General features: G+C 61.1%; 17 protein-coding genes and 1 tRNA gene. 13 read left to right on the top strand and 5 right to left on the bottom strand.

All coding sequences use genetic code 11. The features are described 5' to 3' along the window. The first annotated feature begins 13 nt into the window (after nucleotides 1-13). The 5 genes from ACMX25_RS14915 (at nucleotide 14) to ACMX25_RS14935 (ending at nucleotide 7,009) form a co-directional block, all read left to right on the top strand. Nucleotides 14-1,225: a BaiN/RdsA family NAD(P)/FAD-dependent oxidoreductase gene (locus tag ACMX25_RS14915; protein ID WP_414950732.1), complete on the top strand. Its 1,212-nt coding sequence runs from the start codon at nucleotides 14-16 to the stop codon at nucleotides 1,223-1,225. 380 nt (nucleotides 1,226-1,605) lie between these two features. Further along, on the top strand, nucleotides 1,606-2,052 hold the full coding sequence (locus ACMX25_RS14920) for a GatB/YqeY domain-containing protein (RefSeq protein WP_414950733.1): 447 nt from the start codon (nucleotides 1,606-1,608) through the stop codon (nucleotides 2,050-2,052). A 73-nt stretch (nucleotides 2,053-2,125) separates the two neighbouring features. After that, nucleotides 2,126-4,018: a DNA primase gene (dnaG, locus tag ACMX25_RS14925; RefSeq protein WP_414950734.1), complete on the top strand. Its 1,893-nt coding sequence runs from the start codon at nucleotides 2,126-2,128 to the stop codon at nucleotides 4,016-4,018. 369 nt (nucleotides 4,019-4,387) lie between these two features. Continuing rightward, nucleotides 4,388-6,742 (top strand): RNA polymerase sigma factor RpoD, encoded by a 2,355-nt coding sequence (gene rpoD, locus ACMX25_RS14930; RefSeq protein WP_414950927.1) that lies wholly within the window; start codon nucleotides 4,388-4,390, stop codon nucleotides 6,740-6,742. Nucleotides 6,743-6,932: 190 nt separating this feature from the next. Further along, nucleotides 6,933-7,009: transfer RNA gene (locus ACMX25_RS14935), tRNA-Ile, on the top strand. A gap of 102 nt (nucleotides 7,010-7,111) precedes the next feature. On the opposite strand, the gene ACMX25_RS14940 is transcribed toward ACMX25_RS14935, so the two are convergent. Both ACMX25_RS14940 and bla read right to left on the bottom strand, forming a co-directional pair. After that, entirely contained in the window at nucleotides 7,112-7,573 is a 462-nt protein-coding gene (locus tag ACMX25_RS14940) for a lysozyme inhibitor LprI family protein (protein ID WP_414950735.1), read from the bottom strand. Nucleotides 7,574-7,627: 54 nt separating this feature from the next. Beyond that, complete coding sequence (gene bla, locus ACMX25_RS14945) at nucleotides 7,628-8,533, bottom strand: class A beta-lactamase (protein WP_414950736.1); 906 nt, start codon at nucleotides 8,531-8,533, stop codon at nucleotides 7,628-7,630. Between the two features lie 227 nt (nucleotides 8,534-8,760). On the opposite strand from bla, the gene ACMX25_RS14950 reads away from it, so the two are divergent. Further along, nucleotides 8,761-9,054, top strand: coding sequence for a hypothetical protein (locus tag ACMX25_RS14950; RefSeq protein WP_414950737.1), 294 nt, complete (start codon nucleotides 8,761-8,763; stop codon nucleotides 9,052-9,054). A gap of 4 nt (nucleotides 9,055-9,058) precedes the next feature. On the opposite strand, the gene ACMX25_RS14955 is transcribed toward ACMX25_RS14950, so the two are convergent. After that, nucleotides 9,059-10,066 (bottom strand): alpha/beta fold hydrolase, encoded by a 1,008-nt coding sequence (locus ACMX25_RS14955; RefSeq protein ID WP_414950738.1) that lies wholly within the window; start codon nucleotides 10,064-10,066, stop codon nucleotides 9,059-9,061. A gap of 200 nt (nucleotides 10,067-10,266) precedes the next feature. Here ACMX25_RS14955 and ACMX25_RS14960 point away from each other — a divergent pair, with 200 nt between their 5' ends. Further along, complete coding sequence (locus ACMX25_RS14960) at nucleotides 10,267-10,932, top strand: MarC family protein (protein WP_414950739.1); 666 nt, start codon at nucleotides 10,267-10,269, stop codon at nucleotides 10,930-10,932. Here the strand turns inward: ACMX25_RS14960 and ACMX25_RS14965 are convergent. Both ACMX25_RS14965 and ACMX25_RS14970 read right to left on the bottom strand, forming a co-directional pair. Continuing rightward, nucleotides 10,915-11,076 carry a hypothetical protein gene (locus tag ACMX25_RS14965; RefSeq protein ID WP_414950740.1) on the bottom strand — a complete coding sequence of 54 codons (162 nt, stop codon included), beginning with the start codon at nucleotides 11,074-11,076 and terminating at the stop codon, nucleotides 10,915-10,917. The genes ACMX25_RS14960 and ACMX25_RS14965 overlap by 18 nt on opposite strands. A gap of 108 nt (nucleotides 11,077-11,184) precedes the next feature. Then, nucleotides 11,185-11,352 (bottom strand): hypothetical protein, encoded by a 168-nt coding sequence (locus ACMX25_RS14970; RefSeq protein ID WP_414950741.1) that lies wholly within the window; start codon nucleotides 11,350-11,352, stop codon nucleotides 11,185-11,187. Nucleotides 11,353-11,528: 176 nt separating this feature from the next. On the opposite strand from ACMX25_RS14970, the gene ACMX25_RS14975 reads away from it, so the two are divergent. The 6 genes from ACMX25_RS14975 (at nucleotide 11,529) to ACMX25_RS15000 (ending at nucleotide 18,295) form a co-directional block, all read left to right on the top strand. Further along, complete coding sequence (locus ACMX25_RS14975; protein WP_414950743.1) at nucleotides 11,529-12,854, top strand: ATP-binding protein; 1,326 nt, start codon at nucleotides 11,529-11,531, stop codon at nucleotides 12,852-12,854. 44 nt (nucleotides 12,855-12,898) lie between these two features. Further along, complete coding sequence (locus tag ACMX25_RS14980) at nucleotides 12,899-13,588, top strand: response regulator transcription factor (RefSeq protein ID WP_414950745.1); 690 nt, start codon at nucleotides 12,899-12,901, stop codon at nucleotides 13,586-13,588. A gap of 26 nt (nucleotides 13,589-13,614) precedes the next feature. Continuing rightward, nucleotides 13,615-14,112 (top strand): DUF2165 family protein, encoded by a 498-nt coding sequence (locus ACMX25_RS14985; protein WP_414950928.1) that lies wholly within the window; start codon nucleotides 13,615-13,617, stop codon nucleotides 14,110-14,112. After that, complete coding sequence (locus ACMX25_RS14990) at nucleotides 14,093-14,920, top strand: cytochrome c (protein WP_414950746.1); 828 nt, start codon at nucleotides 14,093-14,095, stop codon at nucleotides 14,918-14,920. The genes ACMX25_RS14985 and ACMX25_RS14990 overlap by 20 nt, the downstream gene beginning before the upstream one ends. Before the next feature lie 129 nt (nucleotides 14,921-15,049). Next, a complete protein-coding gene (locus tag ACMX25_RS14995) occupies nucleotides 15,050-15,526 on the top strand; it encodes a hypothetical protein (RefSeq protein WP_414950748.1) in 477 nt (158 codons plus the stop codon). A gap of 315 nt (nucleotides 15,527-15,841) precedes the next feature. After that, entirely contained in the window at nucleotides 15,842-18,295 is a 2,454-nt protein-coding gene (locus ACMX25_RS15000; protein ID WP_414950749.1) for a glucose/quinate/shikimate family membrane-bound PQQ-dependent dehydrogenase, read from the top strand. The last annotated feature ends 9 nt before the right edge of the window (nucleotides 18,296-18,304 follow it).

The raw sequence follows: 18,304 nt of genomic DNA on the forward strand, positions 1-18,304 counted from the left end.
TACAATGCGCGCCATGGAAACCTACGATATCGCAGTCATCGGCGCGGGTGCGGCGGGCATGATGTGCGCCGCGGTAGCCGCGCAAAACGGCCGCCGGGTGGTCCTGATCGACCATGCCGAACGGCTCGCGGAAAAAATCCGCATCTCGGGCGGCGGCCGCTGCAATTTCACGAATATCAATGCCGGACCGGCCAACTTCCTCTCGGCCAATCCTCATTTCTGCCGCTCCGCGCTTGCTCGCTATACGCCACAGGATTTTCTCGCGCTGCTCAAGCGCCATCGCGTGGCCTGGCATGAGAAACATAAGGGCCAGCTTTTCTGCGATGACTCCAGCGAATCGATCATCCAGTTGCTGAAAAGCGAATGCGACGCGGGCGGCGTGACGTGGCGCCGGCCTGTCACCATCGATACGATTCGCCGCGACGGCGCCCGTTTTTTCCTCGACAGCAACGCCGGCACGATCTCAAGCGCGGCACTCGTCGTAGCGACCGGCGGCCTTTCGATCCCGAAAATTGGCGCGACGGATTTTGCGTACCGGCTGGCCAAGCAGTTCGGCCACAAGCTGATCGATACCCGTCCCGCCCTCGTCCCGTTGACCTTCGCTCCCGCGGACTGGGAGCCGTTCGCGGCGTTATCCGGATTGTCGGTGCCCGTGGAATTGAGCGCAGGCGCAGGTCGCGGCCGTGGAGAATTCAGCGAGGACCTGCTGCTCACGCACCGCGGGTTATCGGGACCGGGCGTGCTGCAGATATCGAGCTACTGGAACCCGTCGGAGCCGATTTGCATCGACTTGCTGCCTGGAGTGGATGCCACCGGCGAACTGATCGCGGCCAAGCGGGAATCGCGCAAACAAGTGGGCACCTTCCTCGCCGAACGCGTGCCGGCACGGCTCGCACAAACCTGGCTCGACGTACAGCGCGTGGCCGCCGACGCCCGTCTCGCCGATCTCCCCGACAAAACGCTGCGCCAGATCGGCGAATCGCTGTCGCGCTGGACGCTCACGCCGAACGGCACGGAAGGGTATCGGAAAGCCGAGGTCACGCGCGGCGGCGTGGACACCCGCGAGCTTTCATCGACGACCATGATGAGTTCGCGCGTCGCGGGTTTATATTTCATCGGCGAGGCGGTCGATGTCACCGGCTGGCTTGGCGGCTACAACTTCCAGTGGGCGTGGGCGTCGGGCGTGGCGGCGGGCAAAGCGGCGGCGGAACTGGTCCGGGCGTAAAACCGCAAAGGCATGACCAGCATGGCTTTCGCACGTAAGGGCTGGTATCCGCGTAACACGACTTCCCCTGGAAAATGATGATTTCGACCTGCTATACTGCTTCGCTCGTAGCGGCAATTTGCACGAGCGGGCGCGAGCGCAAAATGAGTGAAAACCGGGCGGTGATCCATGAAGACAGGAAGACGATCCCTGCCACGCGCGGCCACTCAATCTGTCTCGGAACCCCGTCTCAGCGCCGTTCCGGCCGGCTTCAAAGGTACCCGAATCAACCCCGTTCATGATCCCGCTTGAGGAAACGTCCCAAGCGGGTTTTTGCTTTAGCGCCATGAACGGCTGACGTCCGCATTCTTTCAACACAGCACCCGCAGAGTTCCCAAGCGATGAGCCTCAAAGACCAGATCACCGAAGACATGAAAACCGCGATGCGCGCCCGCGAAACCGAGCGCCTGGGCACCATCCGCCTGCTGCTTTCGGCAATCAAGCAGCGCGAGGTCGACGAGCGCGTGACGCTGGACGACGCAGCCATTACGGCCGTCATCGATAAAATGATCAAGCAGCGCAAGGACTCGATCAGCCAGTTCCAGACGGCCGGACGCGACGACCTGGTGGCGAAGGAGCAAGCCGAACTGGTCGTTCTGGCGGCCTACATGCCCGAGCAGCTGTCGGACGAAGCCATCAACGCCGAGATCCAGGCGGCCGTGGCGGCAACCGGCGCGGCCGGACCGCAGGACATGGGCAAGGTCATGGGCGTACTGAAACCAAAGCTGGCGGGCCGTGCGGACATGACGGCGGTGTCGGGTCTGGTCAAAGCGGCGCTTGCCAAATAAGCTTGATTCCAGACAAATAAGAAACAAACCTGGCTTGAGTGCTCAAAAAAGTCTGACCCAGAAAACTCATTAAGTGATTCCGCATTCGTTTCTTCAGGACTTGTTAAACCGCGTCGATATCGTCGACGTGGTGGGCAAGTTCGTCCAGTTGAAGAAGGGCGGCGCGAACTTCATGGGCCTGTGCCCGTTCCATAACGAGAAGAGCCCGTCGTTCACCGTCAGCCCGACGAAGCAGTTCTATCACTGCTTCGGCTGCGGCGCGCACGGCACGGCGATCAGCTTTCTCATGGAGCACAGCGGGCTTACGTTCCCCGAAGCCGTCAATGAACTCGCGCAGTCGTGCGGCCTGACCGTTCCGCAGGAACCGTCAATGCGCGGCGGCGGATCGAGCGGCGGCGCGGGCAGCGAAGGTTACGTGCCCGCGCCGAGTAAAGCCGTCAGCGTCGCGTTGACCGAAGTCATGCAGACCGCCTGCGAGTTTTATCGCAAGCAATTGCGCGGGGCGCCCAACGCTATCGAATACCTGAAAAAACGCGGTTTGACGGGCGAAATCGCGTTGCGCTTCGGGCTCGGCTACGCGCCCGACGGCTGGCAGAGCCTCGAAGCGGCATTCCCTGACTACAAGAACGACAACCTGGTGGAAGCGGGTCTCGTGATCGTCAGCGAGAAAAGCGACAACCAGGGCCAGTCTCGCCGATACGATCGTTTCCGCGAGCGCGTCATGTTCCCCATCAGGAACGTGAAGGGCAACGTCATCGGTTTTGGCGGGCGCGTGCTTGACGGCGGAGAGCCGAAGTACCTGAATTCGCCGGAAACGCCGTTATTCAGCAAAGGCAGCGAGTTATACGGCCTTTTCGAGGCGCGGCTGGCTATTCGCGAACTTGGGTACGCGTTGGTCGTCGAAGGGTACATGGACGTTGTCGCGTTGGCACAGCTGGGTTTTGCGAACGCCGTTGCAACGCTCGGCACGGCTTGCACGCCTATCCATGTTCAGAAACTGTTTCGTCAGACAGATACCGTCGTGTTCAGTTTCGATGGCGATTCGGCTGGCCGCCGTGCCGCGCGCCGAGCGCTGGACGCCTGTTTGCCGCATGCCGCCGACAATCGCACGATCCGCTTCCTGTTCCTGCCGAAGGAACACGACCCGGACAGCTACGTACGTGAATTCGGCACCGACGGGTTTGGCGAGCAGGTCGATCGCGCGATGCCGCTGTCGCAATTCCTGCTGAACGAAGTCCTGAACGACAAGGAGCTCGACCAGCCGGAAGGCCGCGCCAAGGCGCTCTTCGACGCCAAGCCGCTGCTTCAGGCGTTACCGGCGAACGCGTTGCGCGTGCAAATCCTGCACATGCTGGCCGATCGGCTGAGTACACCTTTTGGTGAGATCGCGGCATTGTGTGACATCGACTCGCGTGCGGCGGCCGTTGCCCGGGCCGCGTTGCCCAAGAGCGAGCGGCGTCGCGTCAAAGGCCATGAACAGCGTGCGCTGCGCAACCTGGTGATGTACCCGGGCATTTACGCCACTCTCGATCACGAAAGTGAGCAGACGCTGGTCACCATGACCGAGCACGGGGAATTATTCAGCGAGGTGATCGGGCACGCGCGGGAACTGGGGGAAACGGCGGAGTTCCAGATGCTGTCGGATCTCCTGCGCAACGCCGCCAATGCCCCGACTTACGAGGATATCTTCCAGGAAATTCTCGCCTATGATGAAAATGTACGGGATCTGTTGATGCGCGATCCGGCCGACGAAGCGGCCAACGAACGCGTACAGGAGCAGAAAAAGCTGCTCGCGGAAGAGTTGCATGCGACGGTTCTCAAGTTGCGTCACGACAGCTATAGGAATCGGCTGGATCAACTGGCGCAGCAATCGAGCTTGACTGCGGAAGAAATTGCCGAATTTTCGGATTTATCGGCTAAAGCTGCTCAAATAAAGGCCTTGCGTGGGGTGAGTCGGGACATTTAAGACGCGCATGCTACAATTAAAGATTTTCAGCAAGTTGTTTTTTTGACTTTTGTGCTCATTTGCGAACGAGGTGAGACACGCATGGTTAAGACTGCTAGCGGGAAGAAAACAACGGTACGCGGCTCGATCGAGTCGAAACGGGCAGTGGCCCATAGCCGATCAGTTCCTTCCCCCGGAGTGTCGAAAACCAGGGCGATCGCCAATCCCTCTTCGCCGTCGGGTGCAAGTAAAAAAAGCTCGGTTGCAACGGCAGTGAGTAGAGGGTCGACAGGGTCTGAAGGGTCCGCCAGAACGGCAAAAGTCACGGCGAAAGCCGTGAGGCCGGTGGGCAAGAAGACGCTAGGTCAGCCAAAAGACCAGATTGGCCTGATGGCGGGTGAGACTGGCAGGAGTGGCAAGGCCGGAAATTCGGCCGGCAAGCAAGCGAGTGCAACGGAAGCGGCTGCTAATGCGGGCCGGAAACGCATCACGAAGCAGGGGTCGAAGCTGGCCCGCGTGCGCGTCGTGAAGCGGGGACCGGCGCAGGACTCGGGGCGACGCACTGCCAAGGGGTCGCAGGACAAGGCAGCGCGCGCATATTCTGTATCCACGGTTCCATCGGCTGTCGTCCAGCAGCCGCGAGTCGAGACTAATGCCGGTACGGCGAACTCCATGACGAAAAAGCTGAACGAAGTACCCGTCGATGACGACGCAACGCAAAACGTGCAGGCCGACCCGGCCGCGGACTCGACTGCGGAAGCGGTAGCCGCGCCGCCGGTCAAGGTCGAAAAGGTCAAGGCACGTGACCGGCGTGCGAAGGAAAAAGCACTGTTGAAGGACGCGTTCGCTTCGAGCGCGCCCGGTACCGTTGAAGAGCTTGAGGAGCGGCGTGCGAAGCTGCGCGCGCTCATCAAGCTCGGCAAGGAACGCGGCTTCCTGACCTACGCGGAAATCAACGATCACCTGCCCGATAACTTCACGGAAACGGAAGCTATCGAAGGCATCATCAGCACGTTCAACGACATGGGCGTGGCGGTCTACGAACAAGCGCCCGACGCTGAAACGCTGCTGCTCAACGACAACGCGCCGGCGGCTTCATCGGACGACGAAGTTGAAGAGGAAGCTGAAGTCGCGCTTTCCACTGTCGACTCCGAATTCGGCCGCACGACCGACCCCGTCCGCATGTACATGCGTGAAATGGGTACCGTTGAACTGCTGACGCGCGAAGGCGAAATCGAGATCGCGAAGCGGATTGAAGACGGCCTGAAGCACATGGTCATGGCCATTTCGGCTTGCCCGACGACCATCGCTGACATCCTGGCCATGGCCGAGCGCGTGCAGAACGAAGAAACGCGCGTGGATGAACTGGTCGACGGCCTGATCGATCCGAACGCCGCCGACGCTGATGGCTTCTCCGAGCAGGAAGCGGAAGCTATCGAAAGCGAAGAGGAAGAAGAGGAAGAGCCGAACGAGGACGAGGAAGAAGTCGACGAAACGACCGCTCAGGCCAACGCCAACGCCGCCCAATTGGAAGCGCTCAAGCGTGCGTCGCTGGAGAAGTTCTCGCTGATCAGCGAGTGGTTCGACAAGATGCGTCGTGCGTATGAGAAGGAAGGGTATAAGTCGAAGGCTTATCTGAAAGCGCAAGAAGCTATTCAGAGCGAGCTGATGACTATCCGCTTCACCGCGCGGACCGTCGAGCGCCTGTGCGACACGTTGCGTGCGCAGGTGGATGAAGTGCGTCAGGTGGAACGTCAGATCCTGCATACCGTCGTCGATAAATGCGGTATGCCGCGTGCAGAATTTATCGCGCGTTTTCCGGGTAGCGAAACGGATCTCGAGTGGTCGGAGAAGGTCGTTGCCGAGAACCATGGTTATAGCGTGATCCTGGCGCGTAACGTTCCGGCGATTCGCGAACAGCAACAGCGTTTGCTCGATTTGCAAGCGCGGGTTGTGTTGCCGCTGAAGGACCTGAAGGAAACCAATCGTCAGATGGCGGCCGGTGAACTGAAGGCGCGTCAGGCGAAGCGCGAAATGACGGAAGCGAACTTGCGTCTCGTGATCTCGATTGCCAAGAAGTACACGAACCGCGGCCTGCAGTTTCTGGATCTGATCCAGGAAGGCAACATCGGTTTGATGAAGGCGGTGGACAAGTTCGAATATCGTCGTGGTTATAAGTTCTCGACGTACGCCACGTGGTGGATTCGTCAGGCCATCACGCGGTCGATTGCGGACCAGGCGCGGACCATCCGGATTCCGGTTCACATGATCGAAACGATCAACAAGATGAACCGTATTTCGCGGCAGATCCTGCAGGAAACCGGCCTTGAGCCGGATCCGGCAACGCTCGCCGAAAAGATGGAAATGCCGGAAGACAAGATCCGCAAGATCATGAAGATCGCGAAAGAGCCGATCTCCATGGAAACGCCGATCGGTGACGACGACGATTCGCATCTGGGCGACTTTATCGAAGACACGAATACGGTGGCGCCGGCCGACGCTGCGTTGCACGCCAGCATGCGCGACGTGGTGAAGGACGTGCTCGATTCGCTGACACCGCGCGAGGCGAAGGTCCTGCGGATGCGCTTCGGTATTGAGATGAGCACGGATCACACGCTCGAGGAAGTAGGCAAGCAGTTTGACGTGACGCGTGAGCGGATTCGCCAGATCGAGGCAAAGGCGCTGCGCAAGCTTCGTCATCCGAGCCGGTCGGACAAGCTGAAGTCGTTCCTGGAAGGGAATTGATGTTGCGTTGATGGATCCCAAGCGCGGCGGCCCGAATAGGTCCGCCGCGCTTGTTTTATGAGCCGTTTCAAGGCAAACTCGCAGGCCTTCGCGAGTGCAGTCGGATTGAATTCGACGGGCGCTGGAAGCGTCGCTCGGACGTATTCCCTTGGTAGCTCGTTGACTCGCGGCAGGGCGTTTTCCTGCAAAAGGGCCGGAAGCTTAATTGGTATAAGCTGTCGACTCATAATCGACCGATAGTGGGTTCGAATCCCACCCGGCCCACCAATCGCTGTTCCAGCGAATCCCATGTGTTCTGCTTGTGCACTCCGGCTTTCCGATGCCCCGTGCGTCCCGTTGACGTCTCGGAGATCCCGGGGCCGTATCTCACTACTCTCCGACCGACAACACCCCCAGATATGACTCCAGTCTCAACGCTCGGTCGCGCGTGAGGGACATGCCTTCATCTTCTTGCATCGGAACGTACATCGTGCCCTGACGCGTTGCGAATATTGCCGATTGAGTCGCCAGTTCGGCATCGCGGAAAGTCAGCCAGGTCCGCTGCGATGCCTTCAGTTTTTGTGCGGGTGTTGCCGGAAGCGTCTTCAGCAAGCTCTGATACGCAACGTTCAGGCGATGATCAAACGCCTTGTAGGCGACCGAATAACAATCCGACATGTCCGCGGTCGAGACGGTCTTCGGATTGTTCAGGCACGCGTCCAGCGCTTCGGATGTCTTGTCCGTGGGTTCTGCGGACGCGGCGAAAGCCGATGTTGCGGTCGCCGCGCAGATGCCAGAAATCAGAAGCAGCGGGATCAATCGGCCGGTTTTAAGCGAGAGCTTGGTGATCATTTAAGCGTGATCGGTTGACGTGAAGGATCGCTATTGTGCCTTTAAACCCGTCGTTCAAAACGACGATACGATCAGCTCGCCAATATCTGAAATCGCCGCTTCCCGGCGAGCGGCTTCGGCGTTCGTCTGCGTCAGATAAGCCGTAACCAGTAGCGGCGCGCGTTTGGGCGGCCAGATGATCGCGATGTCGTTGGTCGAGCCGTGTGATCCGGTGCCAGTTTTGTCGCCGACGCGCCATTGCTTTGGCAGCTTCGCGCGGATCCGCTGCCCGCCGGTCTTGTTCGCGATCAGCCAGTCCCGCAACCGGGCGCATGAATTCACCGATAACCTGTCCGTCAGCAGCAGCGTACGCATCGTGGCGAGCATGGCATTGGGCGTGGTGGTATCGCGCGGATCGCCGGGCGTGCTTTCGTTGAGCGTCGGTTCGTTGCGGTCGAGGCGCGTCTGCGTGTCGCCCAGCGTCCGCAGAAACGCGGTCAGCGCGGCCGGTCCGCCGAAGCTCGCGAGCAGCAGGTTGCCGGCGGTGTTGTCGCTGAGCGTGATCGCGGCTTCGCAGAGCGCGGCGACGCTCAAGCCCGTGCTGTCGGCGTGATGTTGGGTGACTGGCGAGTAATCGACCAGATCGCTTTTTGAATACACGATCTTGCGCGCGAGGTCTTCCTGGCCCTTGTCCACGCGCGCCAGTACGAAACCGGCGGCGAGAAACTTGAAGGTGCTGCACAGGGGAAACGCTTCATCGGCGCGCAGTCCGGCGCGAGCGCCTGAACCTGTATCGAGGATCGAGACACCGAGCCGGCCGCCGGTGCTCGCTTCGATCTGTGCAAGCCGTTTGCCTGCCTTGTCCGCCAAACGGCCCCCAGCGCTATCCGCAGCCATCGCCAATGTTCCAAACGATTCCGCTATAACACCTGCTAGGGACGCGCCCGCAAGAGCGCCCGTGAACCTCCGCCGTGTAACCATTGATCCTCCATTCGTGACGTGAATTGAGCGCTCAATATCGGCGGTTTGGATCGCACTGACAAACGATGATTAATTGACACGAACCCAAGAAAATCTAATGGCTGGGCGGAATGATTCGGCCCTTTCTCCCTTTGAAACATCGTCCTCATTTTCTGCTCATTCTTGCGGCTCACACTGCCTTCATGCGATACAGCGAACCGCTTGCATCGCATGACAGGAGAGCAAAAATGAAAACCGTTCGTTACTTGGTCGTCGCCGCCGCGCTCGGGTGCGGCTTGGTTACCTGCGCGCAGGCGCACGTGTTCGTCGGCGTCGGTTTTTCCGCGCCCGTGTATCCGGTCATGCCGGCTGCGCCCGTGGTCGCCGCAGCGCCGGTTTATGCCGCTCCGCCGCCCGTTTATTACGCCCCGCCTCCGGTTGTGGCCGGTTACTACGGGCGTCCTTATGGATACGGATACGGCTACGCGTATCCGCGGCACTACGGCTGCTGGAATTGCGGATACGCCTACTGGGCGCGTTGACGTCTCAGGGCGTCGCGCGCGACTTCATTAGTCCGGCGTTGGGGATTGAGTCGCCGGCCGTTTTCTGAATAAAACCGTCTATCAACGCGGCGAGCGCATCGGGATACTGGTACATCATCGCGTGTCCCGCCGTTGCCACCGCCCACAGCCGCGCTCCAGCAATCAACCGTGCCAGCGCGTCCGAGTTCTCCTTGGGCAGGACGACGTCGTCAGCGCCGCCCACGATCAGCGTGTCGGCCTGCACCGCCTTGAGCGAGACTTCGGTGGCATCGTCGCCTGCCCAGTCGCGTAGCAAGCCTGTCTGGCCCTCGGTCACCGTGGCCGTGATTTTGGGCGAACCGTAATCAGCGGGGCCGAACATGTTCGCCCGGAAGCACTGCTGCGCGGCGTCGAGTGCGGCCGGGGGAAACAGCACACGCATGACGCTCGCGAAGGTGGTCCCAGGCGCGCCGGAAAGCACTGCCGCAATCGCGGGCGGTACCGGCACGCCGAGCCGTCCCGGCGCAGGCGCGTTCATCAACACGATCCGGCGCAGCGCGGCCGGCCTGTCTATGGCAAGCTGCAGCGCGATTGCCCCACCCATCGACCAGCCGATGACCGTCACGTCGCGCAGATGCAGCGCGTCGATCAGCGCGGCGGCGTCTTTCGCCATGTCTTCCACGGTGAATGACACCGCGTCCGGTTGCGAGCGCCCGACGCCGCGGTTATCGAAGACGATCACGTCGTGTTTTTCGGCAAGCGCGGCAAGAAACGCGATATCCCATTCGGCGACCGTCGCCCGATAGCCCGTCTGCAGCACGACCGGACTGCCGTGCCCGAAGCGGTAATACGCGATATCGCCGCTCGCCGTGTGCGCGATCTGCTGGCGCAACGCGGGATCCCGGTCGGGGCGGTTCGCCACGTCGGGGCAGGCGTTTTCGGCGGGAAACTGGACATTCCGGGCGAAGGCGGATGCTGACAGCAGCGCCAACGCGCACGCCATTACAACGACGACAGCCTGCAAATGCCTCATGTAACACTCCCGATTGTGTGTGAAGCCGGCATCGCGCGATCAACGTCTCAATACTCCGTTGCACAACAAGCGTAGTCGACCCGGTGGTCGATTTGCCGCAGTATTCGGTAATCTTGCGTGCAGTACGGTCGTGCACTCGCCCGCTCGGGCTGCCCGGCTTCCTTTGCCCACCTAAACGGATGGACGACGTGATCCACGAAATGACCAGGACAGTTCTGCTGATTGTCGCGGCGTTATTCCCGATCATCAACCCGCCGGCGGCGGCGTTCATCATCCTGAGTCTCACGCCGCACGCGACGCCGACGGAGCGCGCGGACATCGCGCGGCGCATCGCGGTGAACAGCTTCGTGATCCTGTTGGCGTCGCTTTCGGTGGGCGCGTATTTGCTGTCGTTTCTCGGGATATCGATACCCGTGCTGCGCGTAGCGGGCGGGTTCATCATCGCGATGGCGGGCTGGAACCTGCTCCAGTCTTCCGATGACGATTCCGGCGAGGAAGCCAGCGAGGAAATGCAGCCGGACCCGGGGTCTCATCGGCGTGTTTCGCCGAACTCGAAGGCGTTCTATCCGCTGACGTTGCCGATAACCGTCGGTCCCGGCGCAATCTCAGTCGCCATTGCGCTTGGCACCGGCACCCCGCGCGGCGGCCTGCAGCCGGTTCACTTCATTGGCGTGGGCGTGGCGCTCGCGCTGCTGTGCATAACAATTTATCTGTGCGTGCGCTTCGTGTCGAACGTGCAACGGCTGCTCGGACCGTCCGGCACGCAAGTCGCCATGCGGCTCTTCGCGTTCGCGATCTTCTGCATCGGCGTGCAAATCCTGTGGCTCGGGCTATCCGAACTGCTTAATTCATTGCATCCGCACTGAATCGTCCGGACGATTCAACAGGACTGCCGCGCGCTGGCGAACCACGCCGCCGAGCTGAACCAGCGTCGCGAAGACCGCGACGGTGAGGGCTCCGCTGGCAATGGCGAGGGATATGTCGAGCAGGGCTTGCAGTGACGTGATCATGACGGGCTCCTTATCGTGTTCTGTAGATTCGTGTGCGTTGTATCGGTGAGCAGGATTCTGACGATGCAAAATGAGGGGAAAATGAGCGATGCTGCGGGAATGCACGAATCAGAAGCCGGGTACCGCGCCGAGCAGCAGCCAGGGCAGCATTTCCTCATACGTAGCAGGACGTTCAGCGGGCAGCGCGGCTTCCTCGGCTGAGCCGTTGTCGTGCACGGGCGAGGCAGCCTGGTCGTTGTCGCTGGCGCTCGAATGGTTGCTGAAGAGCTGGAACATGAGTCATCTCCGGTTGGGTCGTGAAGCAAACCACCGCTTCGAATGACTGCATGTTCACAAGCCAGAATGAGCAGAAAATGAGCGGGCGCGGTCCCTCGACGCGCTTGGGTCTTTGAGCCAGCAGTGGTATCGATTGATGAACCCGTCGTTTTTATCCGCCTTCACGCGCCCTTTCCATGAGACCTTCGCTCCGCAACAATCTCATCATCGCGCTGGCGATATTGGTCAGCGTTGTCGCCATCGCGCAGAGTGTCAGCACGTATCAGCTCTGCCGCACCGGCGGAAGCGCGCTGCTCGACCTGCGCCTGGAGCAGGTCGCCATGCGCATGCGCGGCGGTCTCGCCGATGGAATCCCTAGCGCGCCCGCACGCGGCTCGCAACCGGCGCGCGATATCGTGATCACCATCCGCAGGCCCGACGCCGATATCCCGCTGCGTTCCACCGAGCCATCGCTGTCGCTGCCGGCAGATGCCCCGGCGGGATTTTCATCGGAGATCGTGAATGGCGAACGCTGGCGCATCTACACGCTGCGCACCGACGAAAGCGTGATCCAGGTCGCGCAGCGTTCGTCAGTGCGCGACGAACTGGTGCGCGAAACCGCGCTGACCACGCTGTGGCCTACGTTGATCCTCTTGCCGCTCGTGCTGTTCGCTGTCGTCGTGATCGTGCATCGCTCGCTGCGGAGGCTGACGCCGCTCGGGCTGGCCGCGCAATCCGTCGATGCCGGGAATTTGAAGCCGCTGCCAGTGACAGGCGTGCCGAGCGAGGTGCTGCCCTTCGTCGAATCGATCAACCGCATGATCGCGCGGCTCGCGCAGCTGATCGAATCCGAGCGCAAGTTCATTGCCGATGCCGCCCACGAACTGCGCACGCCGCTCACCGCGCTGCAGTTGCAGGCGGACAACCTGCAGCCGCATATCGTGGCCGGCAATCAGGAGCGGTTTCAGGAACTGCGCAGCGGGATCACGCGCAGCAGCATGCTGATCGGGCAGTTGCTGCGGCTCGCGCGCGCGGACGCGCCGCTCGGCGCCGCGATAGAGCCGGCCGATGTGTCGCCCATCGTGGTCGATGCCGTCTCCGGTGTGTTGCCGATCGCGTCGGCGCGCGGTATCGACATTGGCGCGGAAGCCATGCTCACCCATAAGGTCGCCGCGCCGCGCGCGGACGTCGCTATTGCCGTGAAGAATCTCGTAAGCAACGCGGTGCGTTACACGCCGGATGGCGGCACGATCGATTTGCGCATGCGTCGCGAGGCGGACGCCTTGTGGATCGAGGTCACGGATACCGGTCCGGGTATCGCGGAGGAGTCGCTGCCGCGTGTGTTCGACCGCTTCTTTCGCGCGAATTCGGATACGCACGCAGACGTTGAGGGAACCGGTCTCGGGCTGTCGATCGTGAAAGCGATCACGGGGAAATATGGCGGTCAGGCGGTGATTCAGAATCGCCGCGATGGCCGCTCGGGGATTGTGGCGGCGGTGAGTTTTCCGCTGGCGAGCGTGTGAGAATAGGGTGAGAAGTGTTGGTCGAAGGTCGACAGGAGAGAGGCATGAGAGTCCTGCTGGTTGAAGACGATCTCCAGATCGGGCAAAGCCTGATGCGTGCGCTGAAGGACGCGGATTACGCCGTGGACTGGGTGCGCGACGGCGTTGCCGGACGCGAGGCCATGAGCGCCGCCGATTACACAGTTGTCCTGCTTGATATCGGCTTGCCGGGCATGTCGGGCATCGACTTGCTGCGCTCCGCGCGTGCCGGTGGTAATCCGGTTCCGGTGCTGATCCTGACCGCGCGTGACGATCTCGACATGCGCATAGAAGGCCTCGATATTGGCGCCGACGATTATCTGCTCAAGCCCTTCGAAGTCGGCGAGCTGCTGGCCCGGATGCGGGCGGTGCTGCGGCGCAAGGCGGGTTATGCCGTGTCCCGGCTTGGCGATGAGACCCTGAGCCTCAATCTCGACCAGCGCACGCTCACATTCGGCGATAAGGCCGGCGCATTGTCCGCCCGCGAATTCGCGTTGATGCACGCGCTGCTCGAACATCCGGGAACGATCTTCTCGCGCGGGCAGATCGAGGACAAGCTGTACGGCTGGGGCAAGGAAGTGGAAAGCAATGCCGTCGACGTTCTAATCCATTCAGTGCGCAAGAAATTCGGCCAGGGCGTGATCCGCAACGTGCGCGGACTCGGCTGGACAGTGATGCTCGGCATGCCGCAAGAGCGCAAACCCTCCGACGACTGAGCTTGCATCGACCTGGCGAGGCCCATGTGATTGTCCGCGTATCGAAACTTCTGCTCGTGATGGCGATGGCGCTGCTCACATCACTCGTGAGCTTCGGCAACCTCACCGATTACGGCAGCAACCTTGCGTTCGTGCAGCATGTATTCCTCATGGACACGACTTTTCCGGGCAACGCGAACCGGTATCGCGCGATTACATCGCCCGTCGTGCAGAACGCCGGTTACGCGCTGATCATTTCGCTGGAAACGGCGACCGCCGTGGGCTGCTGGATCGGCGCCTTCAATATCTGGCGCGCGCGCCGGGCGGCCGGACCGGCGTTCAGCCGCGCGAAACGGATGGCGATTGCAGGGCTCACGCTCGGCTTCCTCACGTGGCAGGTTTCGTTCATGTCGATTGGCGGCGAATGGTTCGACATGTGGATGTCGACGACATGGAACGGAGAGGAAAGCGCGTTCCGGTTCTTTACGACCTTTGCATTGGTGTTGATTTTTGTGAGCCTTCGCAATGACGATATCGCTGAGTAAGGTCGCATTAGTACAGGCGATGTTGCTGCTCTTCTTCGCTTTTCCTTGCACGGCTGCAACGTTAGTAATCGATACAGATAAGCCCGCTACGCTCGCGACTGAAGCCCTGCTCGCCATGCCCGATGCCGCGACGATCCAGGTCCCGGACGATGTCACCTTCCATCGCATGATGACTTACCGCGCCGTGCCATTGCGATCGCTGCCCGGCGTGCGAACGTTGCCCGCGGATTCCGAACTGCAGATCACCGCAACCGATGGCTTCATCACGAATTTGCCTGCCGCGCTCGTGCGTGGCGATGGCGGTCACGGCGCGACGCCATGGCTTGCTATCGAATCGCACGATAAGCCTTGGCCGCGGACGTCGAAGGGAACCGATGTGGGTCCGTTCTATCTCGTATGGATCAATCCGGGCGCGTCGGGTGTGATGAGCGAACAGTGGCCGTATCAGGTCAATGCCATCCGCGTGGTGACATCGCGCGCGGCAAAATGGCCGCAACTCGCCGTGGATAAAGACGTGCCGGCGAACTCGCCTGTTCGCCGCGGACAGGCGCTCTTTGCCACGCAGTGCATGGTTTGTCATCGCATGAACGGCGCGGGCGATGCATTGGTCGGTCCTGATCTGAACCTTCCGCATAATCCGACCGAGTACTTCCAGCCGTGGGCGCTAAGGGCCTATATCCGCGATCCGAAATCAATCCGGGAATGGTCCGGCATGAAGATGCCAGGCTTCAACAAGGACCTCATTAGCGATCCTGACCTCGATGCGATCATCGCTTATCTGGGTTACATGGCGCCCAGGCGCAAGTAGTGCCAACGGCATATTCCAAGGCGTGTGCTTCTCATTCTTCTCTAATTGTTGGTCGTTACGATTCTGTCCTATGGATTCGGCAGCAAGCATTGCCGGTCCAACCAACGACCAAACATAAGGAGAAGCATCATGCTGGCAAAAACAACGCGGATTCTCATCGCAGCCGCTGCGGCGCTCGCCGTGACATTTGGATCGGCCCAGGCCGGCACGCTCGCCGCGCCAGCCGGGAATCATTTCATTGAAGAGATGAAATCCTTGCAGCCACAATTGAACCTTAGTACCACACAGCAAACGGCTTATGACGTTGCAATGGACACCATGCGTCAAAGCCATCTCAGCGCACGGATGAATGAGGATCAACTTCAGCAACAGTTTCAGGCGGCGCAGCAAACGCAGATTCTCGACCTGCGTGCCATTCATGCAGCGAACCTCAAGGTGGAAAAGGAGGATGCCCAGGCACGCGAACAGTCAGCCAATGCGTGGATCACTTTCTACGAAGCGTTGGACAACAGCCAGAAGACGGCTGTGAGTTCGCTGCTCAAGCAACAGTTCGCCGCGATTCAGAACCATCCCGGCAAGCCTTATGAGCCGCGAACTGGCCTGTGATCAGTTATATCCTCGATCCCCCTAGGACGCTTTGCACGACTCTGCTGGTCAACCCTTGCCTTATGCACTCTGAACGACCTATAACCTAGTTGCGCGCACATTCCTCTGCCGAATCATGGCCTATGTAAATTGCAGGAGGAACGGCGCGTGCTAGGCGATCGCGACGGCATGATTCGTCCTTAGCGGGCGAGTTGCAAGGCCGCGGGTACGCTGAGATGATGCAGGCGTTCTGATATGCTTTTTCCCGTGCTCCGGCCTGTGAATTCGGCGTCGGTACCACTGGCAGGCGGTATCCACTCAAAAGGGACGAGATCAATGACCAGTCAGTCGAATTCGCGGGGTGTGATCGGCGTTATCACGTTGCTCTTTACGGTACTGACTGCGCTCTATCTGCTCATTGGCGGCGCCTGGCTGCTCGCGGTGGGCGGCTCGGCGTACTACGTCATCACAGGCGTCGTGCTGTTGGTCGTGGCATGGCTGCTCTGGCGGCGCAGTCCCGCCGCGCTTCTGCTCTATGCGCTTGTGCTGATCGGCACGGCGATCTGGGCCCTCTTTGAGTCAGGTCCCGACTTCTGGGCACTCGCGCCGCGCTCCGGTGTGCTTGTCATCTTCGGCGTGTGGTTGCTGCTGCTCATTAGCTGGCGGCTGGCGGGCGATCGCAAGCTGGGTGTAGCGTCACTCGTCATTGCGCTCGTGGCATGGGCGGGCGTGCTCGTATACGCGAGCTTCAATGACCCGCAGCAGGTCAACGGTACGCTGAATGCTGCCACGGCCACGAGCGGTAACAGTACCGGGATCGACCCTGCGGACTGGCCTGCCTATGGCCGTACCCAGGAAGGCACTCGATACTCGCCACTGCAGCAGATCACGCCTGAGAATGCGAAGAATCTCCAGGTGGCCTGGACCTTTCGAACAGGTGACATGAAGGGGCCCAACGACCCTGTCGAGATCACCAACGAAGTCACGCCAATCAAGATTGGCGACTTGCTTTATCTGTGCTCGCCGCATCAGATCCTGTTTGCGCTCGACGCGAAAACGGGCGCGCTCAAGTGGAAGTTCGATCCGCAACTGAAGGCCGATCCGTCGTTCCAGCACGTGACTTGCCGTGGCGTGTCGTACGTCGATCTTTCGGCCAGTGCCACGGCCGTTGCACCCGCCACGGCCTCTGAAGCCGGCGTAGCCGCCGCAACGCCGGCGAGCGATGCCGCCCCGGCCGCAGACACCTCGGGAACCGCTGCGACGGCTGCCTGCACCCGCCGCATCTTCCTGCCGGTCAACGATGGCCACCTCTATGCGCTCGACGCGTTGACGGGCCAACGTTGCGCGGGTTTCGGCAGCAACGGCGACCTCGACCTTCAACACGCCCAGCCAGTCACGACGCCCGGTATGTACGAGCCCACGTCGCCATCGATCATCACCAGCAAGGTGATCATCGTGGCGGGTTCGGTCGAGGACAACTTCTCGAGCCGCGAGCCGTCGGGTGTCATCCGTGGCTTCGACGTGCGCACAGGCCAGTTGCTCTGGGCGTTCGATCCGGGCGCGAAGGATCCGAATCACATTCCGGGCTCGGGCGAGCATTACACGTGGAATTCGCCGAACTCGTGGGCACCCGCCGCTTACGATGCAAAGCTCGACATTGTCTATCTGCCGATGGGTGTGACCACACCCGATATCTGGGGCGGCAACCGTACGCCGGAGCAAGAGCGTTACGCGAGTGGCCTGCTTGCACTTCATGCCTCGACTGGCGAACTCGCGTGGTTCTACCAGACCGCGCACCACGATCTGTGGGACATGGACCAGCCGTCGCAACCCACGGTTGCTGACATCACCGACAAGGACGGCAAGACCGTGCCGGTCGTCTACGCGCCGGCCAAGACCGGCAACCTGTTCGTGCTCGATCGCCGCACCGGTGTGCCTGTCGTGCCGGCGCCCGAAACGCCAGTGCCGCAAGGCGCTGCGCCGGGCGACCACGTCATGCCGACGCAACCGTTCTCGCAGCTCACCTATCGTCCATCGAAAAACCTGACCGATGCCGACATGTGGGGCGCGACGATGTACGACCAGCTCGTGTGCCGCGTGATGTTCCACAAGCTGCGTTACGAAGGGACGTTCACGCCGCCGTCGCTGCAGGGCACGCTCGTGTTCCCCGGCAACCTGGGCATGTTCGAGTGGGGTGGTATCGCTGTGGACACCGACCGCCAGATCGCGGTGGCGAACCCGATCGCGTTGCCGTTCGTCTCGCGTCTGATTCCGCGCGGCCAGGGCAACCCGATGGAGCCGGTGCCGGGCGCGAAGGGCAGCGGCACGGAGTCGGGCATCCAGCCGCAATACGGCGTGCCGTACGGCGTCACGATCAACGCGTTCCTCTCGCCGTTGGGCTTGCCGTGCAAGCAGCCGGCATGGGGCTATATCTCTGCAATCGATCTGAAGACCAATGAGATCGTGTGGAAGAAGCGTATTGGCACGGTGCGCGACAGTTCGCCAATTCCACTGCCGTTCAAGATGGGCATGCCGATGCTGGGCGGTCCGATCGTCACTGCGGGCGGCGTGGCGTTCATTGGCGCGACGGCGGACAACTACATCCGCGCATTCGATGTGAACAACGGCAAGCAGGTCTGGGAGGCCCGCCTGCCCGCAGGCGGTCAAGCCACGCCGATGAGCTATTCGATCAACGGCCGTCAGTATGTTGTGATCGCGGCGGGCGGACATGGCTCGTTTGGTACGAAGCTTGGCGACTACATCATTGCGTACGCTTTGCCGCAGCAGTAGTGCGCTTGC

The sequence above is a fragment of the Caballeronia eucalypticola genome (genome assembly GCF_047608185.1).
Classification (GTDB): domain Bacteria; phylum Pseudomonadota; class Gammaproteobacteria; order Burkholderiales; family Burkholderiaceae; genus Caballeronia.